Below are 19,993 nucleotides of genomic sequence, written 5' to 3'. Positions count from 1 at the left end.
CCACCATGCCTGCCGGGCGTGCGCACTTGCCGTGAAAACCCTGACGGGGGGCTGAGCGGCGACGCGGGAGCAACGCCGAGGTTATGTGAATCCATTCACAGCGGGCTCACGGCCGTCGGTCAAGGCGCTGGGTCTGACGCCGATACCAGCCCACCCCCCCACGTTTTTCGGATGTCTCATGGAATTTTTGCGGAAGGTCAGCGTTGTCTGGCGTCTAGGTATGGGCTTTGGCCTGTTGTTGCTGCTGGTCGCGGCCGTCGTCGCCACCGGCGCCACCGGTAGCGCGGTACAGAAGCGCGCGATGCAGGAGGTGGTCGAAGTCAACGTGGCCAAGGTGCGGCTGCTCTCGGACATGCTCGATGCCAACAACCAGATGATGGTCGTGCGCCGGGAGATGCTGCTCCGCCAGGGCGACGGTCTGGCCGAGGATGAGGCGCGCATCGCCGCGCTGGTCGCGCGCTATGAAGCCAGCTGGGCCGCCTACCAGGCCTTGCCCGCGCAGCCGGAAGACAAGGCCGTCGGTGACGCCATCGCGGCCGCCCGCGCGGTGGCGCGTCCGCTCAACAAGCAGATGAGCGAACAGCTGCAGCAGGGCGATGTTGCCGCTGCCACGGCCCTCACCCTGGGCGCCGTGCAGGCCGCTGCCAATGGCTGGAACCAGTCGCTCAGCGATGGCGTGGTCTATGAGGAAAAGGAAAGCCGCCAGGCCGCTGCCGAAGCGATCCGGTTGGGCGAGCGGACCCTGCTGCAGCTGCTGGTGCTGGGCGCGATCGCGCTGGTGGTCGGCATCGCCGCCTCCGTGCTGATCGGGCGCAGCCTGACCGGTCCGCTGGCGCGCGCCGTCGGCCTGGCCACCCGGATGGCCAAGGGTGATCTGGCCCATGACGTCCATCTGGGCGGCCGCGATGAGCTCACCCAGCTCGGCAACGCAATGGCCACCGTTCGCCAGAGCGTCCAGGGCGCGATCACCGCGCAGCTGGACATGGCCCGCCAGCATGAGGCCGGTGCCATCAGCCATCGCATGGACGAAACGGCCTTCCCGGGCGACTTCGGTCGGATGATCCGCGCCACCAACGAGCTGGTCGGTTCGCACGTGGCCGTCGAGTTCCACATGGTCGAGGTGATGCAGCGCTACGCCATCGGCGACCTGAGCCGTGATCTGGACAGCTACCCGGGCGAGAAGGCCGTGCTGACCACCACCATGGCCACCGTCAAGGCCAGCCTGATGGCGATCAACCAGCAGATCGAGACACTGGCCTCGGCTGCCCGTGCCGGCGACTTCTCCGTGCGCGGCGATGCGCCGGCGTTCCAGTTCCAGTTCCGCGCGATGGTCGCCCAGCTCAACGGGATGATGGCCAGCTCGCAGGCCAGCATCGCCGACCTGTCGCAGGTGCTGCGCGCGATCTCCACCGGCGATCTGACCTCGCGGATGGATGGCCACTACGAAGGTGTGTTCGCGCAGATGCGCGACGATGCCAATGTCACCGCGGTGCAGCTGACCGGTATCGTGCAGCAGATCCAGGGCGCGGCCGGCAGCATCAACGATGCCGCGCAGGAACTGGCGGCCGGCCACCATGACCTGTCGCGCCGGACCGAGCAGCAGGCAGCCAACCTGGAAGAAGCGGCGGCCTCGATGGAGGAGCTGACCTCCACGGTCCGGCAGAACGCCGAGCTGGCCAACCAGGCCGACCATGAAGCCCATGCGGCGGGTGCGGCGGTCAAGGCGACCGAGCAGGCGATCGCGCAGATGGCCGCGGTGATGAGCGAGATCGACCAGTCCTCGGCGCGTATCGCCGAGATTTCCTCGGTGATCGACGGCATCGCCTTCCAGACCAACATCCTTGCCCTGAACGCGGCCGTTGAAGCGGCCCGTGCCGGTGAGAACGGACGCGGCTTCGCGGTCGTGGCGACCGAGGTACGCACGCTGGCGCAGCGCGCCGGCACGGCGGCCAAGGAGATCAAAGACCTGATCGATGAGTCCAGCAGCAAGGTCAAGACCGGGCTGAGCGTCACCGTGCAGTCCGAAGCGGCGATCGCCCGCCTGACCCAGGCCAGCTCGCGCACCAATCAGCTGATGAGCGACATTGCCGCCGCGACCAAGGAACAGGCCGCCGGCATCGAGCAGGTCAACCAGGTGGTCGTGCAGATGGACCAGGTGACCCAGCAGAACGCTGCGCTGGTGGAAGAAGCCACCGCCGCCAGCCGCGCGCTGGAAGAACAGGCGTATGCACTGACCGAATCGGTGGCGGTGTTCAAGCTGGACAACAGCGCGGCAAGCCTGCGTCGCCCGGCGACACTGCAGGCAGCATGACGGCCCCTGCGCGCTGAGTAATACAGAAAAGCCCCGCATCGGCGGGGCTTTTCTCATGCCGATCCGGCCGCCCGACGCAGCGGCGCGCCCCGCTCAGTCGTCGTTTTCTTCGGCGGCTTCGCGACCCTGCTGGCGGATCAGCGCTTCTTCGCGCGCATCGTTGATGGCATGGCGTACGCCATCCAGATCGATGCTGCTTTCATCCTGCTCGAATTCACCGGTCAGCACGCTGTCCGGTAGCAGATCGCCAGCCTCGAACAGCGCCCACATCTCCTCGCCGTACCAGGTCTCCAGCAGCTCCGGCGCCCAGCGGCCCAGGTACGCGGTGAGGTTGTTGACGTCGCGCAGCAGCATCGTGCGTGCGGCATTGTTGCCCGCCGCACTGACCACCTGCGGGAAATCGATCACCACCGGGCCTTCCGGGCCAACCAGCACGTTGTACGGCGACAGATCGCCGTGGATCAGGCCGCAGCACAGCATGCGCACCACCTGGCGGACCAGGATCTGGTGGAACTGGCGTGCCTGCTCCGGGCTCAGTTCAACCTCACCCAGGCGCGCGGCGGAATAACCCTCGGCGTCGGTGACCAGCTCCATCACCAGCACGCCGTGGAAGTAGCCATACGGCTCGGGTACGCGCACGCCGGCATCGCGCAGCTGGTACAGCGCATCGACTTCGGTGTTCTTCCAGGCCGCTTCCTGCTGCTTGCGGCCGTAGTTGCTGGCCTTGCCCACGGCGCGCGCTTCGCGGCTGCCACGGACCTTGCGGCCTTCCTGGTACTGCACGCGCTGCTGGAAGCTGCGCTGCGCCATGTCTTTGTAGACCTTCGCGCAGCGCACATCGTCGCCGCTGCGGACCACGTATACCGCTGCTTCCTTGCCGCTTTTGAGCGGGCGGAGCACTTCATCGATCACGCCGTCGTCGATCAGCGCCTGCAAGCCTTGGGGGGTCTTCACGGTATCTCGGGAATCGGCTGGCGCGGGGCCTGCCCTGGAGGGGGAGGGATTTTCGCATCTTCGGGCCGATGGAGCCATCGACACGGCACTCGGCCGCCGGGTTGTTCAGCTGTGTGCACGCCCAGGCGGCTTGAAATCTGATTCACATCCGGCGCGCAGGCTGGGATCACTTTCCCAAGGAGTGCCGCCCATGATGCTGTCCCTGTTGCGCCGTACCGGTGCTGTGCTGGCCTTGTTGCTGGCCGTTCCCTCGCTCCACGCCGGCCCGGCAGCGGCCGAGACGGTGCTCATCGTGGTCAGCGGCGAGGGCCGCGACCAGGGCAAGACCCGCCCCGGGTTCGAGATGGACGAATTCGCCCAGGCCTACCTGATCTTCCGCGACAACGGCCTGGCCGTGCAGGTGGCCAGCCCACGCGGCGGGCCGGTGGAGGCCGACAAGTTCGATGCCAAGGAGCCCTTCAATGCACGGGTCCTTGCTGATCCGGCTGCGGCCGCGTTGCTGGCCGACACCCGCGCCACCGCCACCCTCCGGGCGGCCGACTATGCGGCCGTCTACGTGGTCGGGGGCAAGGGGGCGATGTTCGATCTGCCCGCCGATGCCGCACTGCGTGGTCTGCTGGGCACGATGTACGATCGCGGCGCAGTGGTCGCGGCGGTCTGTCACGGCCCGGCTGCGCTGGTGGACGTGCGGCTGGCAGACGGAACGCTGCTGGTCGCCGGGCGGCGCATGACCGGCTTCACCAACGCAGAGGAGGGCGTGTTCGGCAAGCGCTGGGCGAAGGAGTTCCCGTTCCTGCTGGAGACGGCCCTGCGCGAGCGCGGCGCGCGCTGGGAACAGGCGCCGCTGATGATGCCCAGACTGGTGTTGGACGGACGCCTGATCACCGGGCAGAACCCGTATTCGACACCGGCGGTCGCCGAGGCGATCGTGCGGGCCACCGGCCGCACGCCGATCGCGCGCACGCCGTGGCGCGATGAGGCCAGCATGGCGTTGGTGCAGCGCCTGCTGGCCGGTGAAGGGGAGGCGGTCAAGCGCGAGCTGGCCAGCAATCGTACGGGCTATCACGATCAGCTGATCGGCGTGCTCGGCTACTACCAGCTGCAGGCCGCGCAGGACGATGCGGCGGTACGTGACGCGCTGTCGATCATGCAGCTGGCGGCCCCGTACATGAGCGAACCGCAGCTGCCGCTCGGCATCGCACAGGCGCATTGGCGGCTGGGCGAGGTGGCCCAGGCGCGCACGGTACTCGGCAAACTGCTGGAAACCCACCCGGACATGGCCGAAGCTAAGCAGCTCAAGGACACGATCGAAGGCTGACCCATGGACGATGGCCTGCACATCCTGGTGATCGAGGACAACCCGGCGCTGCGCGCCGGCATGGCCACGCTGCTGGAGGCCCGCGGCCATCGCGTGGCCTTCGCCGCCGATGGCCGCAGCGGCCTGCAGATGGCGCTGGAAGCGCCGCCGGATGTGCTGGTGCTGGACCTCACCCTCCCGGGCATGGATGGCCTGCGCGTGTGCAGCCATCTGCGTGAGCAGGCCGACCGTCACATCCCGATCCTGATGCTGACCGCGCGCGACACGCTGGCCGACAAGCTGATCGGCTTCCAGGCCGGTGCCGATGATTACCTGGTCAAACCGTTCGCAGGCGAGGAACTGCTGGCGCGATGCCTGGCATTGGCCCATCGACACGGCCGACGCGACGGGCATGTGCTGCGTATCGGATCCCTCGGCATCGACCGCCGTAGCGGCGCCGTGTGCCGCGGTGAGCAGGCGATCGAGTTGCCGCAGACCGCCTATCGGCTGCTGGTGCTGCTCGCCGAAGCCTGGCCGCGCACGGTGACCCGCAGCGAGTTGATCCGGCGTCTCTGGGGCGATGAGGCGCCGCCGTCGGATCCGCTGCGCTCGCATCTTTACCTGCTGCGCCAGGCGTTGGACAAACCGTTCGAGCGGCCGATGCTCAGGACCGTGCACGATGTCGGCTTCAAGCTGGAGGCCGACGCATGACGGCACGGGGGCATCGCCTGCGCAACCGGTTGATGCTGGCCTTCGCGGTGTTCGCGCTGGCGGTGGCCGGCCTGTTCGGCCTGTACGTGGCGGTATTCGTGTACAGCGTGGAGGATCGCTTCTTCGATGCGATGCTTGAGCAGGAAGCGCAGCAGCAGTTGGATCAGCGGGCCACCCGTGGGACGTGGTCGCCGCCGCGCAACGCCTTCATGACGATCCACGACAGCCCTGCCACGTTTCCGTCCGATCTCAAGGCCGCCTTCGATGCCGAGCCGTGGCGTCGCGAGATGGCCGGTGCGCAGGGGCGGCACTATCACCTGCGGGCGGTGACGCCGGACGGGGCAGGTACGCCGGGGTGGCTGGTCGCCGAGGTCAGCCAGCAGCTGGTGGTGCGGCCGATGCGCAGCCAGATTCTGACGCTGCTGGCCTGGTCCGGCCTGGCCGTGGTGATGATCGCCCTCCTGGCTGGCGCATGGCTGGCTCGACGTACCACGCGTCCCTTGTCGAAGCTGGCGTCGCTGGTCGATGGCATGGCGCCGGACAGGTTGCCGGTGGGGTTCGCCGGGGACTTCCCCGATGACGAGGTCGGCGTGCTCGCCCGCGGCCTGGACAATCTGAGCGGGCGCGTGCGTGCCTTCATTGCGCGCGAGCATGCCTTCACCCGTGATGCCAGCCATGAGCTGCGCACGCCCCTGGCGGTGATCCGCAGTGCCACCGAACAGCTGGCCAGCGAACCCGGCCTGTCGGAGGCTGGGCGGCGGCAGCTCGCGCATGTGCAGCATTCGGCGCGTCAACTCGAACAGACCGTGATCACCCTGCTGACACTGGCCCGCGAAGAGTACGTGGAACGGGATGCGATGCCACTGGCGGTGCTGCCGGTGCTGGAACAGGTGGTGGTCGAGCAGGCCGCGCTGCTGGATGGCAAGCCGGTGGAGGTGCGGGTCGACGTGCCGGCCGACGTGCGCCTGCCGGTGCCGGGCCCGGTGCTGCACATGCTGCTGGCCAATCTGGTCGGCAACGCGTTCGCGCATACCCGTTCGGGCGAGGTGCGCATCGAGGTGGCGAGCGGGCGGCTTCGGATCCGCAACACCGCCCTGGCGGGCGATCCCGAGGCGATCATGCGGCCGTTCACCAAGGGCGAGGGCAGTGCCGGGTTCGGGCTCGGCCTGGCGATCGTGCAGCGGCTGTGCGACCGCTTCGCCATCGACCTGCGTATCGAAGGGACCGAGCACGCCACGGTGGCCAGTTTCAGCGTTCAGTGAGGCGAGGCGGCATGGCGGCCGCGGCGACCGGGGCACACCCGGGGCGGGCCCGCTTCCGTCCATCGCCAAAGTGCGCGATGCTCTGCCGAACGGGGGAGGGGCGCATGGGCAGCAGGGACGAGGGCAGCATTGACGGGGATGTCCCGGCCGAGCAGACGCCGACCGATTGGTCGTTGCTGCCGATCACGCATGGCAACGAAGATTCGATGGTGGCCGTGATCTGGCGCCTGCTGCGGCAGGAGCCGGCCTTGATGGTGAGCGCGGGATATGTGTTCCTCTCCGTGCTGGGGCTGTGGTCGAGCTTCTTTTTCTATTTCAAATTCCGGCTGTCGATCCTGGACTACCTGCAGGTCAGTGATTTCCTGGTCGCCGGGCTGCGCGATCCCGCCTACCTGTTGATCCTGTTGCTGGGGGCCCTGCTTGCCGTGGTGCTGGGCTGGCCGGAGACGCTGCGGCGGCGCAACCCTGCCAAGGTGGCACGCCTGCGCGCGCGGCACTGGGGATGGCGGATGCTGTTCTCGGAATCGCCGTGGATGAACTGGGAATTCTCCGGGCTGCGCCCACTGACCGGCATGTGCATTGCGGTGGTCTGCTTCATGGCATTCGGCGCGGCGCTGTATGCCCTGAGCACGGCCGAGAAGATCCTCGATGGGAAGGGCGGTACGCCCGTGCAGGTCGTGCTCGAGGGTGACGCGGCCGCGCTTCCCGGCACCGCGAAGCTGCTGGGATCCAGCAGCGCGTTCGTGTTCCTGTGGTGGCCGGCGCAGCGGCGGGCAGAAGCCGTGCCGATCGGCTCGATCCGCCGGCTGCAGTCGATGCCCTTGCCGGCGAAGCCGGTAGCGCCCAAGCCGGTCACGCCGTCGGCGCAGCCCACTGCCGCCGCGAAACGGTAAGCAGCACTGCCTGCGCCCTGCCGCATGCTGCCTCAGGCAGCACGCGGCAGGGCCCGGCGTGTAGATCAGGCGTTGCTGGCGGCTCCTTTACGGGCGCCCGTTGGTACCTTTTTCGCAGACGTCCCGGCGGCGGTTTTCGACGCTGCTTTTCGGGGGGCCTGCTTTGCAGCGGTCTTCTTTGCCGCTTTTTTCACGGCCTTCTTGACGGCGGGTGTTGGCGTCGCCTTTTTCGCGGCCTTCTTCGTCGCTTTCTTCGCCACCTTCTTCGCCACCTTCTTTACGGTCTTGCTGGTGGCCTTCTTGGGCACTGCTTTCGTCGCAGCCTTTTGTGCAGCGGTCTTTTTTACCGCTGCCTTCTTCGTCGCCGACGCTTTCGTTGTCCGGGTTGCAGTTTTCTTCGCGCTGCCGCCCTTCCTGCCGCCACCATCCTGCTTGTTGACCGTGGCCCAGGCGATGCGCTCGGCGGCGGCACCGCTGCGCCCCTGGTCTTTCTCGCTTTCCTCGATGTGCCCGGCTTTGCGCTTCTGCGTGTCGGTATAGCTGGATTTATCACCCCGTGGCATGGACGTGCTCCTGTGTGGTGATGACGAAAGCGCCGCTCAGGCGAGCGTGCGCACCTTCGGTTCGCGGGCCCACTGGCGGGTAGCGGCGGCGGCGAGGAAGGCCTTGGCATCCTCGGCCTCGACCACCCCGGCATCGTTGCCGACCCGGGCAACCTTCAGCAGCGCCTGTGCGCCGTCATCGGCGGCGATCGCCTTCAGATGGGCCCAGGCGTCGCTGACGAAATCGATCGCGGCCGATTCCCTGCTCAGCTTCTTGGCGGCGTCGTTGCTCAGCACCACGGCGACCGCATCGAACACCACCGAGGGCGTGCCCGCCAGCTGACCATCGGCGGCCAGCGTCTTGCCGTCGCTGAGTTTGGCGCCACCGATCTTCGGCGCGACCAGCTTCACGCTCGCCCCGGCCTTGTCGGCCGCCTTGCGCAGGTTGGCGATCAAGGCCGCGTCGGAGCCTTCGTCGAACAGGATGCCGATGCAGCGGCCTTTGAGCAGGTCCTTGGTGCGGCCGATGATGCGCACTTCCGGCGCCTTCGGGAAATCCTGTGCCGGGGTCTGCGTGGCGGCCGGCTCGGGCAGCGCCGGCATCGCCAGACCGTCGGCCACGCGCTTGGCCAGTGCATCGTCGATGTTGCGCAGGTGGCTCACGGTGCGCTCGCGCACCTTGACCGTCTCCACCTTGGACAGCTCGAACACCAGCGCCGAGGCCAGATGCGCCTGCTCCGGCGCCTCCAGGCTACGGAAGAACATGCGGGCCTGGCTGTAGTGATCGGCGAAGCTCTCCGCGCGCACGCGGCCCTTGCGGCCGTCATCCGGCGCGGTGGCGTGACTGGGGAAGCCGTCGACGCTCTCACGCGGGCTGTCGCCCTGCAGCGAACTCGGATCGTAGGCGACCCGGCCCTTCGGGATGTTCATCTGCATGTGGCCGTCGCGCTGGTGGTTGGCGAACGGGCACTTGGGCGCGTTGACCGGGATCTGGTGGAAATTCGGGCCGCCCAGGCGGCTGAGCTGGGTATCCAGATAGGAGAACAGGCGGCCCTGCAGCAGCGGATCGTTGCTGAAGTCGATGCCCGGCGGCACGTTGGCCGGGCAATAGGCGACCTGCTCGGTCTCGGCGAAGAAGTTGTCCGGCCAGCGGTCCAGCACCATCCGTCCGATCACGGTCAGCGGCACCAGCGACTCGGGAATGATCTTGGTCGAATCCAGGTGGTCGAACGGGAAGGCCTCGGCCTGTTCCTCGGTGAACAGCTGCACCGCCAGCTCCCACTCGGGGAAATCGCCGGCGGTGATCGCCTCGAACAGGTCGCGCCGGTGGAAATCGTTGTCCGCGCTCTGCAGCTTGACCGCCTCGTCCCACACCGTGGACTGGATGCCCAGCTTCGGCCGCCAGTGGAATTTGACGAAGGTCGACTCGCCGGCATCGTTGATCAGCCGGAAGCTGTGGATGCCGAAGCCTTCGATGGTGCGCAGCGAGCGCGGGATCGTGCGGTCGCTCATCGCCCACATGATCATGTGCATCGATTCGGGCATCAGCGAGACGAAATCCCAGAAGGTGTCGTGCGCGCTGGCCGCCTGCGGGAAGGCACGGTCCGGCTCCATCTTCACTGCATGGATCAGGTCGGGGAACTTGATCGCGTCCTGGATGAAGAACACCGGGATGTTGTTGCCGACCAGATCCCAGTTGCCTTCCTTGGTGTAGAACTTGACCGCGAAGCCACGCACATCGCGCGGCGTATCCACCGAGCCGGCGCCGCCAGCCACGGTGGAGAAGCGGGTGAACAGGGGGGTGCGCACGCCGACTTCGCTGAGGATCCGGGCGCGGGTGTACTCACCCAGCGAGCGGGTAAGTTCGAAGTAGCCGTGTGCGGCGCTGCCGCGCGCATGCACGATGCGCTCGGGGATGCGCTCATGGTCGAAGTGGGTGATCTTCTCGCGCAGGATGAAGTCTTCCAGCAGGGTCGGCCCGCGCGGGGTGGCCCGCAGCGAATTCTGGTTGTCACCGACCGGGATGCCCTGGTTGGTCGTCAGGACGGGATGGCCATTGCCCGCGCGCTGGTGCAGTTCATCCCCTTCGCCGCGGGCGTCTGTGGCGGGTGCGGGGGCGTTCTTCGTGCTTTTCTTGCTGGCGGCCATGAGGCGACTCCGGGAGCTGGCGGGAAGGGGATCGCCTCACACTGGCGGCCGGGGCGTTAATCGAGGGTGCGAAAACCGGGCACTGCTTGCACCCGCGCTTCACATGCGGCGCCCGGGCGCTGGGTGACGCGCGTGCGGGCAGGTATCCTTGGGCGCGTCTTCCCCTGTTCTTCCCGACCGCATGCGCGTTGAACCCGCCGACATCGAAGCCCTGTTTGATGCGATCCCCGACGTCCTGTTCTTCATGAAGGACTGCGACGGGCGCTATACGCACATCAACCAGACCATGCTGCGTCGGCTGGGGCTGAAATCCCGCAAGGACGTGATCGGGCGCACCGCAGCGGAGATTTACCCAACCGGTCTGGGGGCCGATTACGCCACCCAGGATGAGCAGGTGCTGGCGGGCAAGGTCATCGAGAACCTGATGGAACTGCATCTGTTCGCCAACCGCGAGCCGGGCTGGTGCCTGACCTGCAAGCGGCCGCTGCTGGTGGATGGGCAGATCCGCGGGCTGATCGGGATCTCGCGCGACCTCGGCCAGAAGGACAGCCTGGGCACCCAGTACGAACAGCTGCGCCTCGCGCTGGCACATCTGAATGCGCATTACGCCGAGAACGTGCGCATGCAGACCCTGCTGGACATCACCGGGTTCTCGCTATCCAAACTGGAGCGCACCTTCCGCAAGGTGTTCCAGATGACCCCGCAGCAGGTGCTGACCCGTCTGCGCATCCAGATGGCGGTACACCTGCTGCATGGCCCGGACAGCATCGCCAGCATCGGCCAGGCCTGCGGTTTCACCGACCAGAGCGCGTTCACCCGCAAGTTCAAGGCCGAGGTCGGGCTGTCGCCACGGGCCTACCGTGCCCAGATCGGCGAGCGCGCCGCTGCCTGAGGCGGGGTGGGGCTTCCGGCCTATGCCGTCGCGCGGCCGACAGGGTATGGTGTCGCACTTGTTGCCTGCCAATCGATTCCGATGCCCGCATCCCAGACTCCGGCTCCTGCCACTCCGCCCGCCGATACCCGCCTGGGGCACGCGCTCAAGCCCCGCCAGCTGATCATGATGGGCCTGGGCAGCGCGATCGGCGCCGGCCTATTCCTCGGCTCCGGGGTGGGCGTCCAGGCCGCTGGTCCGGCAGTCCTGCTGTCGTATCTGGTCGCCGGCGCGCTGGTGATCATCGTGATGAACGCGCTGGGCGAAATGGCCGCGGCCAAGCCGACCAGCGGCGCGTTCTCGGTCTACGCCGCCGACGCCATGGGCGCCACCGCCGGCGCGACGGTGGGGTGGCTGTGGTGGGTGCAGCTGGTGATCGTCATCGCCGCCGAGGCGGTAGGGGCGGCCGGGCTGCTCGCCACGGTCTGGCCGGCGATCCCGGTGCCGATGGCCGCGCTGGCCTTCATGCTGTTCTTTACGGCGATCAATCTGCTCGGGGTGAAGAACTTCGGCGAGTTCGAATTCTGGTTCGCCATCCTCAAAGTCGCCGCGATCGTCGGCTTCATCCTGATCGGCGTGGCCCTGCTGATGGGCTGGCTGCCGGACGTGGCTTCGCCGGGCCTGCGCAACTTCACCGAGCACGGCGGCTTCATGCCCAAGGGCCTGGCCGGAATCGGCGCGGCGTTGCTGGTGGTGGTGTTCGCCTTCGGCGGCACCGAGATCGTGGCCGTGGCCGCGGCCGAAACCGAAGATCCCGAGCGCAGCATCGCCCGCGCGATCCGCACCGTGGCCTGGCGCATCCTGGTGTTCTACATCGGCTCGTTGAGCGTGATCATCGCGGTGGTGCCGTGGACCAGCGAGGCACTGAAGTCGCCGTTTGCTGCCGTGCTGGAAGCTGCCAAGATTCCGGGCGCGGCGACGGCGATCACGCTGATCGCGGTGATCGCGCTGCTGTCGGCGCTCAATGCGAATCTGTATGGCGCCTCGCGGATGATGTACTCGCTGGCGCAGCGCCGCGAGGCCCCGGCGGTGCTGGGGTGGACCGATCCGCGCCAGGTGCCGATCATCGCGGTGCTGGCCAGTGTGCTGTTCGGTTTTGCGGCGACGGTGATGGAGCTGCTGTTCCCGGACAAGGTGCTGCCGGTGCTGCTCAACATCGTGGGCTCGACGTGTCTGCTGGTCTGGACGATTTCGTTGTTGTCGCAGTTGATTCTGCGCCATCGTGCGAACCGGGATGGGACGCGGTTGCCGTTCCGGATGGCGGGGTATCCGTATCTGACGGTGATCGGGTTGGGGGTGCTGGCGCTGATTTTCGGTCTGTTGTTGTCCGAGGCGCATACGCGGTTGCAGTTCCTGTCGATGGCGGCGCTGACCGCGGTGATCGCCATCAGCAGCGAAGTCACCCGCCGCGTGCGCGCCAGCCGCCAGCCCGATTGACCCCGGGCGGGTGGTAGGTGCCGACCGTTGGTCGGCACACCCTGCAAGGGCACGCAACAAAAAACGGCCCGCGCGATGCGGGCCGTTTTCATTCCAGATGCATGCCGATCAAGGCAGGTACCGACCGTTGGCCGGTACGCCTGTCAGGCATCGTGCCGACCAACGGTCGACACCTATACCTCCACGCCCTCGTCTTCCTTGTACGCATCGACCGGGATGCAGGCGCACATCACGTTCTTGTCGCCGTAGACGTTGTCCACACGCGCCACCGGCGGCCAGTACTTCTGCTGGCGCAGGCTGGCCAGCGGGAAGGCCGCCAGCTCACGCGGGTAGGCGTGCGCCCACTCGCTGGCCGAGACCGCGGTGGCGGTGTGCGGAGCGTGCTTGAGCGGATTGTCCTCGCGGTCCAGGCGGCCGTCTTCGATCGCGGCGATTTCCTCGCGGATCTGGATCATCGCGTTGATGAAACGGTCCAGTTCGTGCAGCGATTCGCTCTCGGTCGGCTCCACCATCAGCGTGCCGGCGACCGGGAAGCTCAGGGTCGGGGCGTGGAAGCCGAAGTCGATCAGGCGCTTGGCCACGTCCTCGGCGCCGATGCCGGAGGTCTTCTCCAGCGGACGCACGTCCAGGATGCACTCGTGCGCCACCAGCCCGTTGCGGCCGGTGTACAGGGTCTTGAAGTGCGGGGCCAGGCGGGTGGCGATGTAGTTGGCGTTGAGCAGGGCCACCTGGGTCGCCTTGCGCAGGCCGGCGGTGCCCATCAGGGTGATGTACATCCAGCTGATCGGCAGGATCGAGGCGCTGCCGAAGCTGGCCGCGCTGACCATGCCGACATCGCCTTCGCCACCGAGCACCTTCGGCAGGAACGGGGCGAGGTGCGACTTGACCGCACACGGGCCGACGCCCGGGCCGCCGCCGCCGTGCGGGATGCAGAAGGTCTTGTGCAGGTTCAGGTGCGAGACGTCCGAGCCCCACTTGCCGGGCTTGGCCACGCCCACCAGGGCGTTCATGTTGGCACCGTCGGTGTACACCTGGCCGCCGTGCTTGTGCACGATCTCGCAGATCTCCACCACCTCTTCCTCGAACACGCCATGCGTGGACGGGTAGGTGATCATCAGCGCGGCCAGACGATCGCTGTACTTCTCCGCGTTGATGCGGATGTCGTCCAGGTCGACGTTGCCGTTGGCATCGGTCTTGGTCACCACGACCTTCATGCCGCACATCTGTGCCGAGGCCGGGTTGGTGCCGTGCGCCGAATCCGGGATCAGGCAGACGTCGCGATGGCCCTCGCCGCGCGAGCGGTGGTAGGCGCGGATCGCCAGCAGGCCGGCGTATTCGCCCTGCGCGCCGGAGTTCGGCTGCAGGCTGACCGCGTCATAGCCGGTGCACTCCACCAGCATCGCTTCCAGACCGTCGATCAGTTCCTTGTAGCCGGTGGCCTGGTCGGCCGGGGCCAGCGGGTGGATGTTGGCGAACTCCGGCCAGGTCACCGGGATCATCTCGGCGGTGGCGTTGAGCTTCATGGTGCAGCTGCCCAGCGGGATCATGGTGCGATCCATCGCCAGATCCTTGTCCGCCAGCGAACGCAGGTAACGCAGCAGTTCGTGTTCGCTGTGGTGGGTGTTGAACACCGGGTGGGTCAGGAAGGCGCTGGTGCGCACCAGATCGGCTGGCAACGCATCGGCGGTGGCCGCATCGAGCGCATCGACATCGACCGTGGCACCGAACAGCTGGCCAAGCGCGACGATGTCGGCGCGGGTGGCGGTTTCATCCAGGCTGATGCCGACCGCGTCGCTGTCGATCGCACGCAGGCTGATGCGTGCCGCAGCGGCCTTGGCGTGGATCGCCTTGGCGTCCACATCCTTGACGTGCAGGGTGTCGAAGAAGTGCTCGCCGACGTTGACGCCGGCGCCGCGCAGTGCCGCGGCCAGGATCGCGGCCAGGCGGTGGGTGCGGCGGGCGATACGGGTCAGGCCGTCCGGGCCGTGGTACACCGCATACATCGAGGCCATCACCGCCAGCAGCACCTGTGCGGTGCAGATGTTGGAGGTCGCCTTCTCGCGGCGGATGTGCTGCTCGCGGGTCTGCAGCGTCAAGCGGTAGGCAGCGTTGCCCTGCGCATCGACCGAGACGCCGATCAGGCGGCCCGGCATCGAGCGCTTATAGGCATCGCGGCAGGCCATGAAGGCGGCATGCGGGCCGCCGAAGCCGAACGGCACGCCGAACCGCTGCGAGTTGCCGACCACGATGTCCGCACCCCATTCGCCGGGGGCGGCGATCAGGGTCAGCGCCAGCAGATCGGTGGCCACGGCGACCAGGCCGCCGCGCGCGTGCACGGCATCGGCCAGCGCCTTGTAATCGCCGATATGGCCGAAGGTATCCGGGTACTGCAGCAGCACGCCGTAGGCTTCGGCTTCCATCGCCTCGGCCGGGGTGCCCACGCGCAGCACGATGCCCATCGGCTCGGCGCGGGTGCGCAGCAGTTCCAGCGTCTGCGGGTGCACGGCGTCGTGCACGAAGAACGTATCGGACTTCGACTTGGCCGAGCGCTTGGCCAGCGTCATCGCTTCAGCCGCAGCGGTGGCTTCATCCAGCAACGAGGCGTTGGCGATTTCCATGCCGGTCAGGTCGGCGCACAGCGTCTGGAAGTTGATCAGCGCTTCCATGCGGCCCTGCGAGATCTCGGCCTGGTACGGGGTGTAGGCGGTGTACCACGCCGGGTTTTCCAGCACGTTGCGCAGGATCACGTTCGGGGTGAGCGTGCCGTAGTAGCCCTGGCCGATGAAGGTGCGGAACACCTGGTTCTTGTCGGCGATGGCGCGGATCTTGGCCAGTGCCTGCACTTCGGTCAGCGACTCGGGCAGGTCCAGCGGTGCCGGCGATTTGATCCCGGCCGGGACGATCGCATCGGTCAGCGCGTCCAGCGAGGCGTGGCCGACCACGTCGAGCATCTGCGCGATTTCGGCGTCGTTGGGGCCGATATGGCGTTCGACGAACGCGTGGCTGTGTTCAAGCTCGCGCAGGGAGGGGGTGTTCTGGGACATGGCTGGCATCTCGGAGAGTGGGCACGCACGTTCGGAAGGCGGCTGGGCCAGGGCGCGTCGCGGGCGACAGCGATCCACCGGACCTTGCGGTCTTCCTGGGTGCCCCTCTGTCCTTTTGCCTGAGAGTTTGGAAGCGCGCATCGGCGTGCTTCGTGCCCCTTCGGCGCCGGCACTCGCCGGTCTCTCCAGAGTTTTGGTACGGGTGGTATCGGGCCTGAGCGATTACGGGCGTTGCGCCTTCGGCAGCGGGTGTCCGCTTCTCCCACCATGTAGCGGGGCGATTATAGCCCAGCGCTTCGGCCCACTGGGCCTTTCCGGCACCTGAATACGGGCGCGCACGTGCGCCGGAAACCGCGCCCGGGCATGGTGCCAAGGGCTGCAAAGGCCTATGATCACTGGATCCTCGTATTCATCTGGCGCCGCCCGTTCCGGGCCAGGCGCCCGCCGTGCAATGCGCATGGCCGCTGACGGAAGCCCGCATGACGCCCGCCTCACCCTCGACCCGCCGCCTGGCCCTGCTGCTCGCAGGCCTGGCGATGTTCGGTCCGTTCTCGATCGACACCATTTTCCCGGCGTTCCTGTTGCTGGGCGAGCGCATGCAGGTGGACCAGGTCGCGGTGCAGCAGACCATCAGCGTGTACCTGCTGTTCTACGGCCTGATGAGCCTGGCGCACGGCCCGCTGTCGGATGCGTTCGGCCGCAAGCGGGTGATCATCGGTGGGCTGGTGCTGTTCATCGGCGCCTCGATCGGCTGTGCGCTGTCGCGGGACATGACCACCTTGCTGGTGTTCCGCGCGCTGCAGGGCGTGACCGCCGGTGTGGGTGTGATCGTCGGCCGCGCGGTGATCCGCGATCTGTACCACGGTGCCGACGCGCAGCGGTTGATGAGCCAGGTCTCGATGATCTTCGGCGTCGCCCCGGCGATCGCGCCGATCATCGGTGGCTGGATCCTGCTCGGCGGCGGCGACTGGCCGCTGATTTTCTGGTTCCTGGTGCTGTTCGGCGTGGTGTTGCTGCTGGCCACCGGCAAGTGGCTGCCGGAAACCCATCCGGTCGAGGCGCGCACGCCGCTGTCGATGCGGGAACTGCTGCGCAGCTATGCGCGGATGGGGTCCAACGCGCGCCTGCTGAGGCTTTCGGCCGCCGGTGCGCTGAATTTCTCCGGCATTTTCCTGTATATCGCCTCGGCGCCGGTGCTGGTGATGCAGCACCTCAAGCTGGGCGAGGGCGGTTTTGCCTGGTTGTTCATTCCGACCATCGGCGGCATGACGATGGGCTCGTTCCTGTCCGGGCGGATGGCCGGGCGGATCCTGCCGCAGCGGCAGATCGCGATCGGATTCGGCCTGTGCGCAGTGTCGGCCGTGCTCAACATCACCTACGTGCTGTCCGTGCAGCAGATCGCGCTGCCGTGGGCGGTGATGCCGATCTTCCTCGGCGGCGTGGGCATGGCGCTGATCTTCCCGGTGCTGGCGCTGGCGGTCCTGGACATGTACCCGCACCAGCGCGGCCTGGCGTCTTCGATGCAGATGTTCATCCAGCTGATGATCAACACCGTGGTGGCCGGTGTGGTCTCGCCGATGCTCAGCAGCAGTCCGGTGCATCTGGCGTTGGGCTACATGGGCTTCTTCGCGCTGGGTGGCTCGTTCTGGTACTGGGAACGGTATTGCGAGCGCCGCCGCGAAGTACTGACGCCCATCGAGTAGGCCACGCAGCTGGCGGGTCCCCCAGGGCCCGTGCGGTATCCTTTGCCCTTTCATGCAGTCCGGAAGTCCCTGATGTCGACCACCTCCAAACTGCGCCGCGACATCCGCCGGCGCCGTGAAACCCTGGCCGCCAACCGCGAGCAGGCCGCCACCCCGCCGGTCGAGCCGCATGCCGAACTGCGCGACCAGCAACGTACGCTGCTGGCCGGCGTGGTACGCCGTGATGGCGAGTGGGTGCTGGGCATGGATGGGCGTATCGCCGGCCAGACCACCAGCGCGGCACGCGTGCTGGCCTTGATCATGCAGGCCGCCGAACTGCACGAGCGGCAGGGCACGCCGGTCCGGCTGGTGTACTCGGACGCGTTGAAGGATGCCGCGCACGCCGAGGCCAAGGCCGATGGCATGGACTTCGAGCAGTTCAAGACCGAGCTGGCGGCCGCCCTGAAACCCAAGTCCTAGCGCCACGCCACGTGTGGTTGCAGGTGGTCCCGGCCCATCGAGGCCGGACGCAGGCCACAGCGTCAGGGACAAAAAAAAACCGGCCTTTCGGCCGGTTTTTTCGTTGCGGGCTGCGGCCGGGCAGGGCCCGGCCCAACCCATGGGTTACGGTGCCGCCGGGGCCGCAGCGGTGGCCGCCGGCACCTGCCACCCACACATCTGGCCCTGGTTCTGCTGCTTGAGCCACTCGTTGACCGGGGTGAAGTACTCGATCATCGGGCCGGCATCGAGCTTGTCGCCGCCGGTGATTTCCTTCAGCGTAGCCTGCCACGGCTGGCTGGCGCCCTTGCTCAGCATCGCCCAGAACTTCTGGCCGGCTTCCTTGTTGCCGTAGAAGCTGCACTGGTGCAGCGGGCCCTTGTAGCCGGAGGCATCGCACAGGCCCTTGTAGAACTGGAACTGCAGGATGCGCGCCAGGAAGTAACGGGTATACGGGGTGTTGCCCGGCACGTGGTACTTGGCACCGGCGTCGAAGAACTCCTCACCGCGTGCGCTGGCCGGCGCCACGCCCTGGTACTTGGCCTTCAGGTCCCACCACGCCTGGTTGTAATGGTCCGGGGTGATCGAGCCATCGAACACACCCCAGCGCCAGCGGTCGATCATCAGGCCGAACGGCAGGAACGACACGCCGCTCAGGGCCATGCGCATCTGCGCGTTGATGGTCGCCTCGCGGCTTTCCTGCGGGGTGTCCACCAGGCCGATCGAGTTGAGGTACTGCGGCGTCATCGCCAGCACGATGGTGTCGCCGATCGCTTCATGGAAGCCATCGTTGGCACCGCCCTGGAACAACGGCGGCAGCGGGTTGTAGGCCAGGTCGTAATAGATGTGACCCAGCTCGTGGTAGATCGTGGTGAAGTTTTCTTCGTTCGGCTTGATGCACATCTTGGTGCGCACGTCGCCTTCCATGTTCATGTCCCACGCGCTGGCGTGGCAGACCACGTCACGGTCCAGCGGCTTGATGAACTGGGTCTTGTCCCAGTACGACTTCGGCAGTGCGGGCATGCCGAGCGAGACATAGAAGTCCTGCGCGCGCTCGGTCATCTGCTTGGCAGTGCGCAGTTCGGCTTCACGCTGGGCCTTGTACAGCGCTTCCACGTTCGCGCCGCTGCCGGCCTTGGCCAGTGCGCCACTGAGGTTGGTCTGGTACTGCTTTTCCAGTGCGGCGGTGATGTCCAGGTTGCCGGCGCCGGGATACGGTTCCAGCTGGTCCCACAGGTTGGACCAGTCCTGCTGCCACATGTTGCCGGTCAGGTGCGCGGCGATCAGGCCGCCGTTGACCTCGGCCTTGTCCTTGCCGTACGTGCCGTCCAGCTTGGTGCGGGCATAGCAGTGAAGCTGCTCGTACATCGGCTTGACCTGGTCCCACAGGCGGTCGGTTTCCGGGCCGATCTGGTCGGCGGGCATGTCATAGCCGCTGCGCCACATCTGGCCGGCATCGGCGAAGCCCATTTCCTTGGCGCCTTCATTGACCAGGCTGACGAAGCGTTCGTAATCGGCGCGCATCGGCTTGGTGGTGCCGTGCCAGCCCTGCCAGGCGTCGAGCTGCTTGTCATAGTCGCGGCTGCGGGCGAGCACCTGTTCCAGATCGCCGAGCTGGCGGCAGCTCTGGGGGTTGGCTTCATCGGTGCAGTATTTGCCGGAGCCGTAGGCGCCTTCCATGCGGCTGGCGATGCGGGTCAGCTCGGAGAGCTTGGCCGGGTCGCGCGGGGCGGGCATGGAGGTCATCAACTTGAGCAGGTGGATCTGGCGCTTGGTGTCTTCGCTCATCGGCTGGCCGTCGTACTGGCCGGCCTGGGTGATCCAGCCATTGAGGACGGTGAGCCAGCGCTCGTTGGCCTTGGCCGCGACGCGCTCGGAATCGTCATTGATGTAGGTCGAAGACAGCCACTGGGCCGAGGTCATTTCCGGGTACATGGCTTTGTACTCGGCGTTGACGCGGGCGATGAACTGGTCCGCGGTTTCCTTGGACTGGGTGGTGCCCGTGGCCGGTGCATCGGCGGGGGACGGTTCCTTCTGGCAGGCCGCCAGCGTCAGTGCGGCAGCACTGACTGCCAGGGCCAGCAGGAGCGGGCGGTGGTTCACGGGCACATCCTTGGGTGGTGACAGACCGGCGAAGGCTAGTGAAGCGCCGGGCGCACCGCAAGGGGCAGGGCAGCAGGGTTCGGGTGGGATCGTAGCCCCAACGTCAACGGCGTGGCGTCATGGCATCGTGGTTTGGGTCGGTGCGGGCGGGTTGTCGGGACCCGCCGTGAACCCGTCCAT

At 67.2% G+C, this 19,993-nt stretch carries 14 protein-coding genes and 1 riboswitch; of the genes, 9 read left to right on the top strand and 5 right to left on the bottom strand.

Features of this window, described 5'->3' with window-relative positions:
* The first annotated feature begins 178 nt into the window (after nt 1-178).
* Nucleotides 179-2,311: a methyl-accepting chemotaxis protein gene (locus ABE422_RS09855; RefSeq protein WP_346482888.1), complete on the top strand. Its 2,133-nt coding sequence runs from the start codon at nt 179-181 to the stop codon at nt 2,309-2,311.
* A 93-nt stretch (nt 2,312-2,404) separates the two neighbouring features.
* Here the strand turns inward: ABE422_RS09855 and ABE422_RS09850 are convergent, their stop codons facing one another.
* Nucleotides 2,405-3,265 (bottom strand): PA4780 family RIO1-like protein kinase, encoded by an 861-nt coding sequence (locus ABE422_RS09850; RefSeq protein ID WP_313210901.1) that lies wholly within the window; start codon nt 3,263-3,265, stop codon nt 2,405-2,407.
* 190 nt (nt 3,266-3,455) lie between these two features.
* On the opposite strand from ABE422_RS09850, the gene ABE422_RS09845 reads away from it, so the two are divergent.
* Genes ABE422_RS09845 through ABE422_RS09830 form a run of 4 tightly spaced genes read left to right on the top strand, consistent with a single transcriptional unit; the run spans nt 3,456 to nt 7,428 of the window.
* Nucleotides 3,456-4,583 carry a DJ-1/PfpI family protein gene (locus ABE422_RS09845; RefSeq protein ID WP_346482887.1) on the top strand — a complete coding sequence of 376 codons (1,128 nt, stop codon included), beginning with the start codon at nt 3,456-3,458 and terminating at the stop codon, nt 4,581-4,583.
* Between the two features lie 3 nt (nt 4,584-4,586).
* On the top strand, nt 4,587-5,273 hold the full coding sequence (locus tag ABE422_RS09840; protein WP_346482886.1) for a response regulator transcription factor: 687 nt from the start codon (nt 4,587-4,589) through the stop codon (nt 5,271-5,273).
* Nucleotides 5,270-6,535 (top strand): HAMP domain-containing sensor histidine kinase, encoded by a 1,266-nt coding sequence (locus ABE422_RS09835; protein WP_346482885.1) that lies wholly within the window; start codon nt 5,270-5,272, stop codon nt 6,533-6,535. Before ABE422_RS09840 ends, ABE422_RS09835 begins: the two co-directional genes overlap by 4 nt.
* 11 nt (nt 6,536-6,546) lie before the next feature.
* The gene (locus ABE422_RS09830) at nt 6,547-7,428 is read left to right on the top strand and encodes a hypothetical protein (RefSeq protein WP_346481446.1); all 882 of its coding nucleotides are present in this window, start codon (nt 6,547-6,549) and stop codon (nt 7,426-7,428) included.
* Between the two features lie 65 nt (nt 7,429-7,493).
* Here the strand turns inward: ABE422_RS09830 and ABE422_RS09825 are convergent, their stop codons facing one another.
* Nucleotides 7,494-7,991: a HupB gene (locus ABE422_RS09825; RefSeq protein ID WP_346481447.1), complete on the bottom strand. Its 498-nt coding sequence runs from the start codon at nt 7,989-7,991 to the stop codon at nt 7,494-7,496.
* 36 nt (nt 7,992-8,027) lie between these two features.
* A complete protein-coding gene (locus ABE422_RS09820; protein WP_346463050.1) occupies nt 8,028-10,118 on the bottom strand; it encodes a catalase in 2,091 nt (696 codons plus the stop codon).
* A gap of 181 nt (nt 10,119-10,299) precedes the next feature.
* Here ABE422_RS09820 and ABE422_RS09815 point away from each other — a divergent pair, with 181 nt between their 5' ends.
* Entirely contained in the window at nt 10,300-11,010 is a 711-nt protein-coding gene (locus tag ABE422_RS09815) for an AraC family transcriptional regulator (protein WP_179460368.1), read from the top strand.
* Between the two features lie 75 nt (nt 11,011-11,085).
* Nucleotides 11,086-12,486: an amino acid permease gene (locus ABE422_RS09810; RefSeq protein ID WP_346481492.1), complete on the top strand. Its 1,401-nt coding sequence runs from the start codon at nt 11,086-11,088 to the stop codon at nt 12,484-12,486.
* A 173-nt stretch (nt 12,487-12,659) separates the two neighbouring features.
* Here ABE422_RS09810 and gcvP read toward each other — a convergent pair whose 3' ends face one another.
* Nucleotides 12,660-15,539, bottom strand: a complete 2,880-nt coding sequence (gene gcvP, locus ABE422_RS09805; protein WP_346482884.1) for an aminomethyl-transferring glycine dehydrogenase — start codon at nt 15,537-15,539, stop codon at nt 12,660-12,662.
* Between the two features lie 88 nt (nt 15,540-15,627).
* Nucleotides 15,628-15,729, bottom strand: a riboswitch (glycine riboswitch).
* Nucleotides 15,730-16,009: 280 nt separating this feature from the next.
* Between gcvP and ABE422_RS09800 the strand changes: the two genes are divergently transcribed.
* Both ABE422_RS09800 and ABE422_RS09795 read left to right on the top strand, forming a co-directional pair.
* Complete coding sequence (locus tag ABE422_RS09800; protein WP_123730504.1) at nt 16,010-17,233, top strand: multidrug effflux MFS transporter; 1,224 nt, start codon at nt 16,010-16,012, stop codon at nt 17,231-17,233.
* Nucleotides 17,234-17,305: 72 nt separating this feature from the next.
* Nucleotides 17,306-17,692 carry a hypothetical protein gene (locus ABE422_RS09795; RefSeq protein ID WP_123730505.1) on the top strand — a complete coding sequence of 129 codons (387 nt, stop codon included), beginning with the start codon at nt 17,306-17,308 and terminating at the stop codon, nt 17,690-17,692.
* A gap of 144 nt (nt 17,693-17,836) precedes the next feature.
* Here the strand turns inward: ABE422_RS09795 and ABE422_RS09790 are convergent, their stop codons facing one another.
* Nucleotides 17,837-19,813, bottom strand: coding sequence for a M2 family metallopeptidase (locus tag ABE422_RS09790; RefSeq protein WP_346482883.1), 1,977 nt, complete (start codon nt 19,811-19,813; stop codon nt 17,837-17,839).
* Nucleotides 19,814-19,993 lie beyond the last annotated feature (180 nt).

Source organism: Stenotrophomonas sp. TWI1151, from assembly GCF_039673135.1.
In the GTDB taxonomy this organism is placed as follows: Bacteria; Pseudomonadota; Gammaproteobacteria; order Xanthomonadales; family Xanthomonadaceae; genus Stenotrophomonas.
This window is presented reverse-complemented; position numbering and strand designations above follow the sequence as displayed.

Excerpts from the sequence above, each read along its gene's own strand:
- ABE422_RS09835 (WP_346482885.1), top strand. The coding sequence starts at position 5,270 with ATGACGGCACGGGGGCATCGCCTGCGCAACCGGTTGATGCTGGCCTTC.
- ABE422_RS09840 (WP_346482886.1), top strand. The coding sequence starts at position 4,587 with ATGGACGATGGCCTGCACATCCTGGTGATCGAGGACAACCCGGCGCTG.
- ABE422_RS09855 (WP_346482888.1), top strand. The coding sequence starts at position 179 with ATGGAATTTTTGCGGAAGGTCAGCGTTGTCTGGCGTCTAGGTATGGGC.
- ABE422_RS09815 (WP_179460368.1), top strand. The coding sequence starts at position 10,300 with ATGCGCGTTGAACCCGCCGACATCGAAGCCCTGTTTGATGCGATCCCC.
- ABE422_RS09825 (WP_346481447.1), bottom strand. The coding sequence starts at position 7,991 with ATGCCACGGGGTGATAAATCCAGCTATACCGACACGCAGAAGCGCAAA.
- gcvP (WP_346482884.1), bottom strand. The coding sequence starts at position 15,539 with ATGCCAGCCATGTCCCAGAACACCCCCTCCCTGCGCGAGCTTGAACAC.
- ABE422_RS09845 (WP_346482887.1), top strand. The coding sequence starts at position 3,456 with ATGATGCTGTCCCTGTTGCGCCGTACCGGTGCTGTGCTGGCCTTGTTG.
- ABE422_RS09795 (WP_123730505.1), top strand. The coding sequence starts at position 17,306 with ATGTCGACCACCTCCAAACTGCGCCGCGACATCCGCCGGCGCCGTGAA.
- ABE422_RS09800 (WP_123730504.1), top strand. The coding sequence starts at position 16,010 with ATGACGCCCGCCTCACCCTCGACCCGCCGCCTGGCCCTGCTGCTCGCA.
- ABE422_RS09830 (WP_346481446.1), top strand. The coding sequence starts at position 6,547 with ATGGCGGCCGCGGCGACCGGGGCACACCCGGGGCGGGCCCGCTTCCGT.
- ABE422_RS09820 (WP_346463050.1), bottom strand. The coding sequence starts at position 10,118 with ATGGCCGCCAGCAAGAAAAGCACGAAGAACGCCCCCGCACCCGCCACA.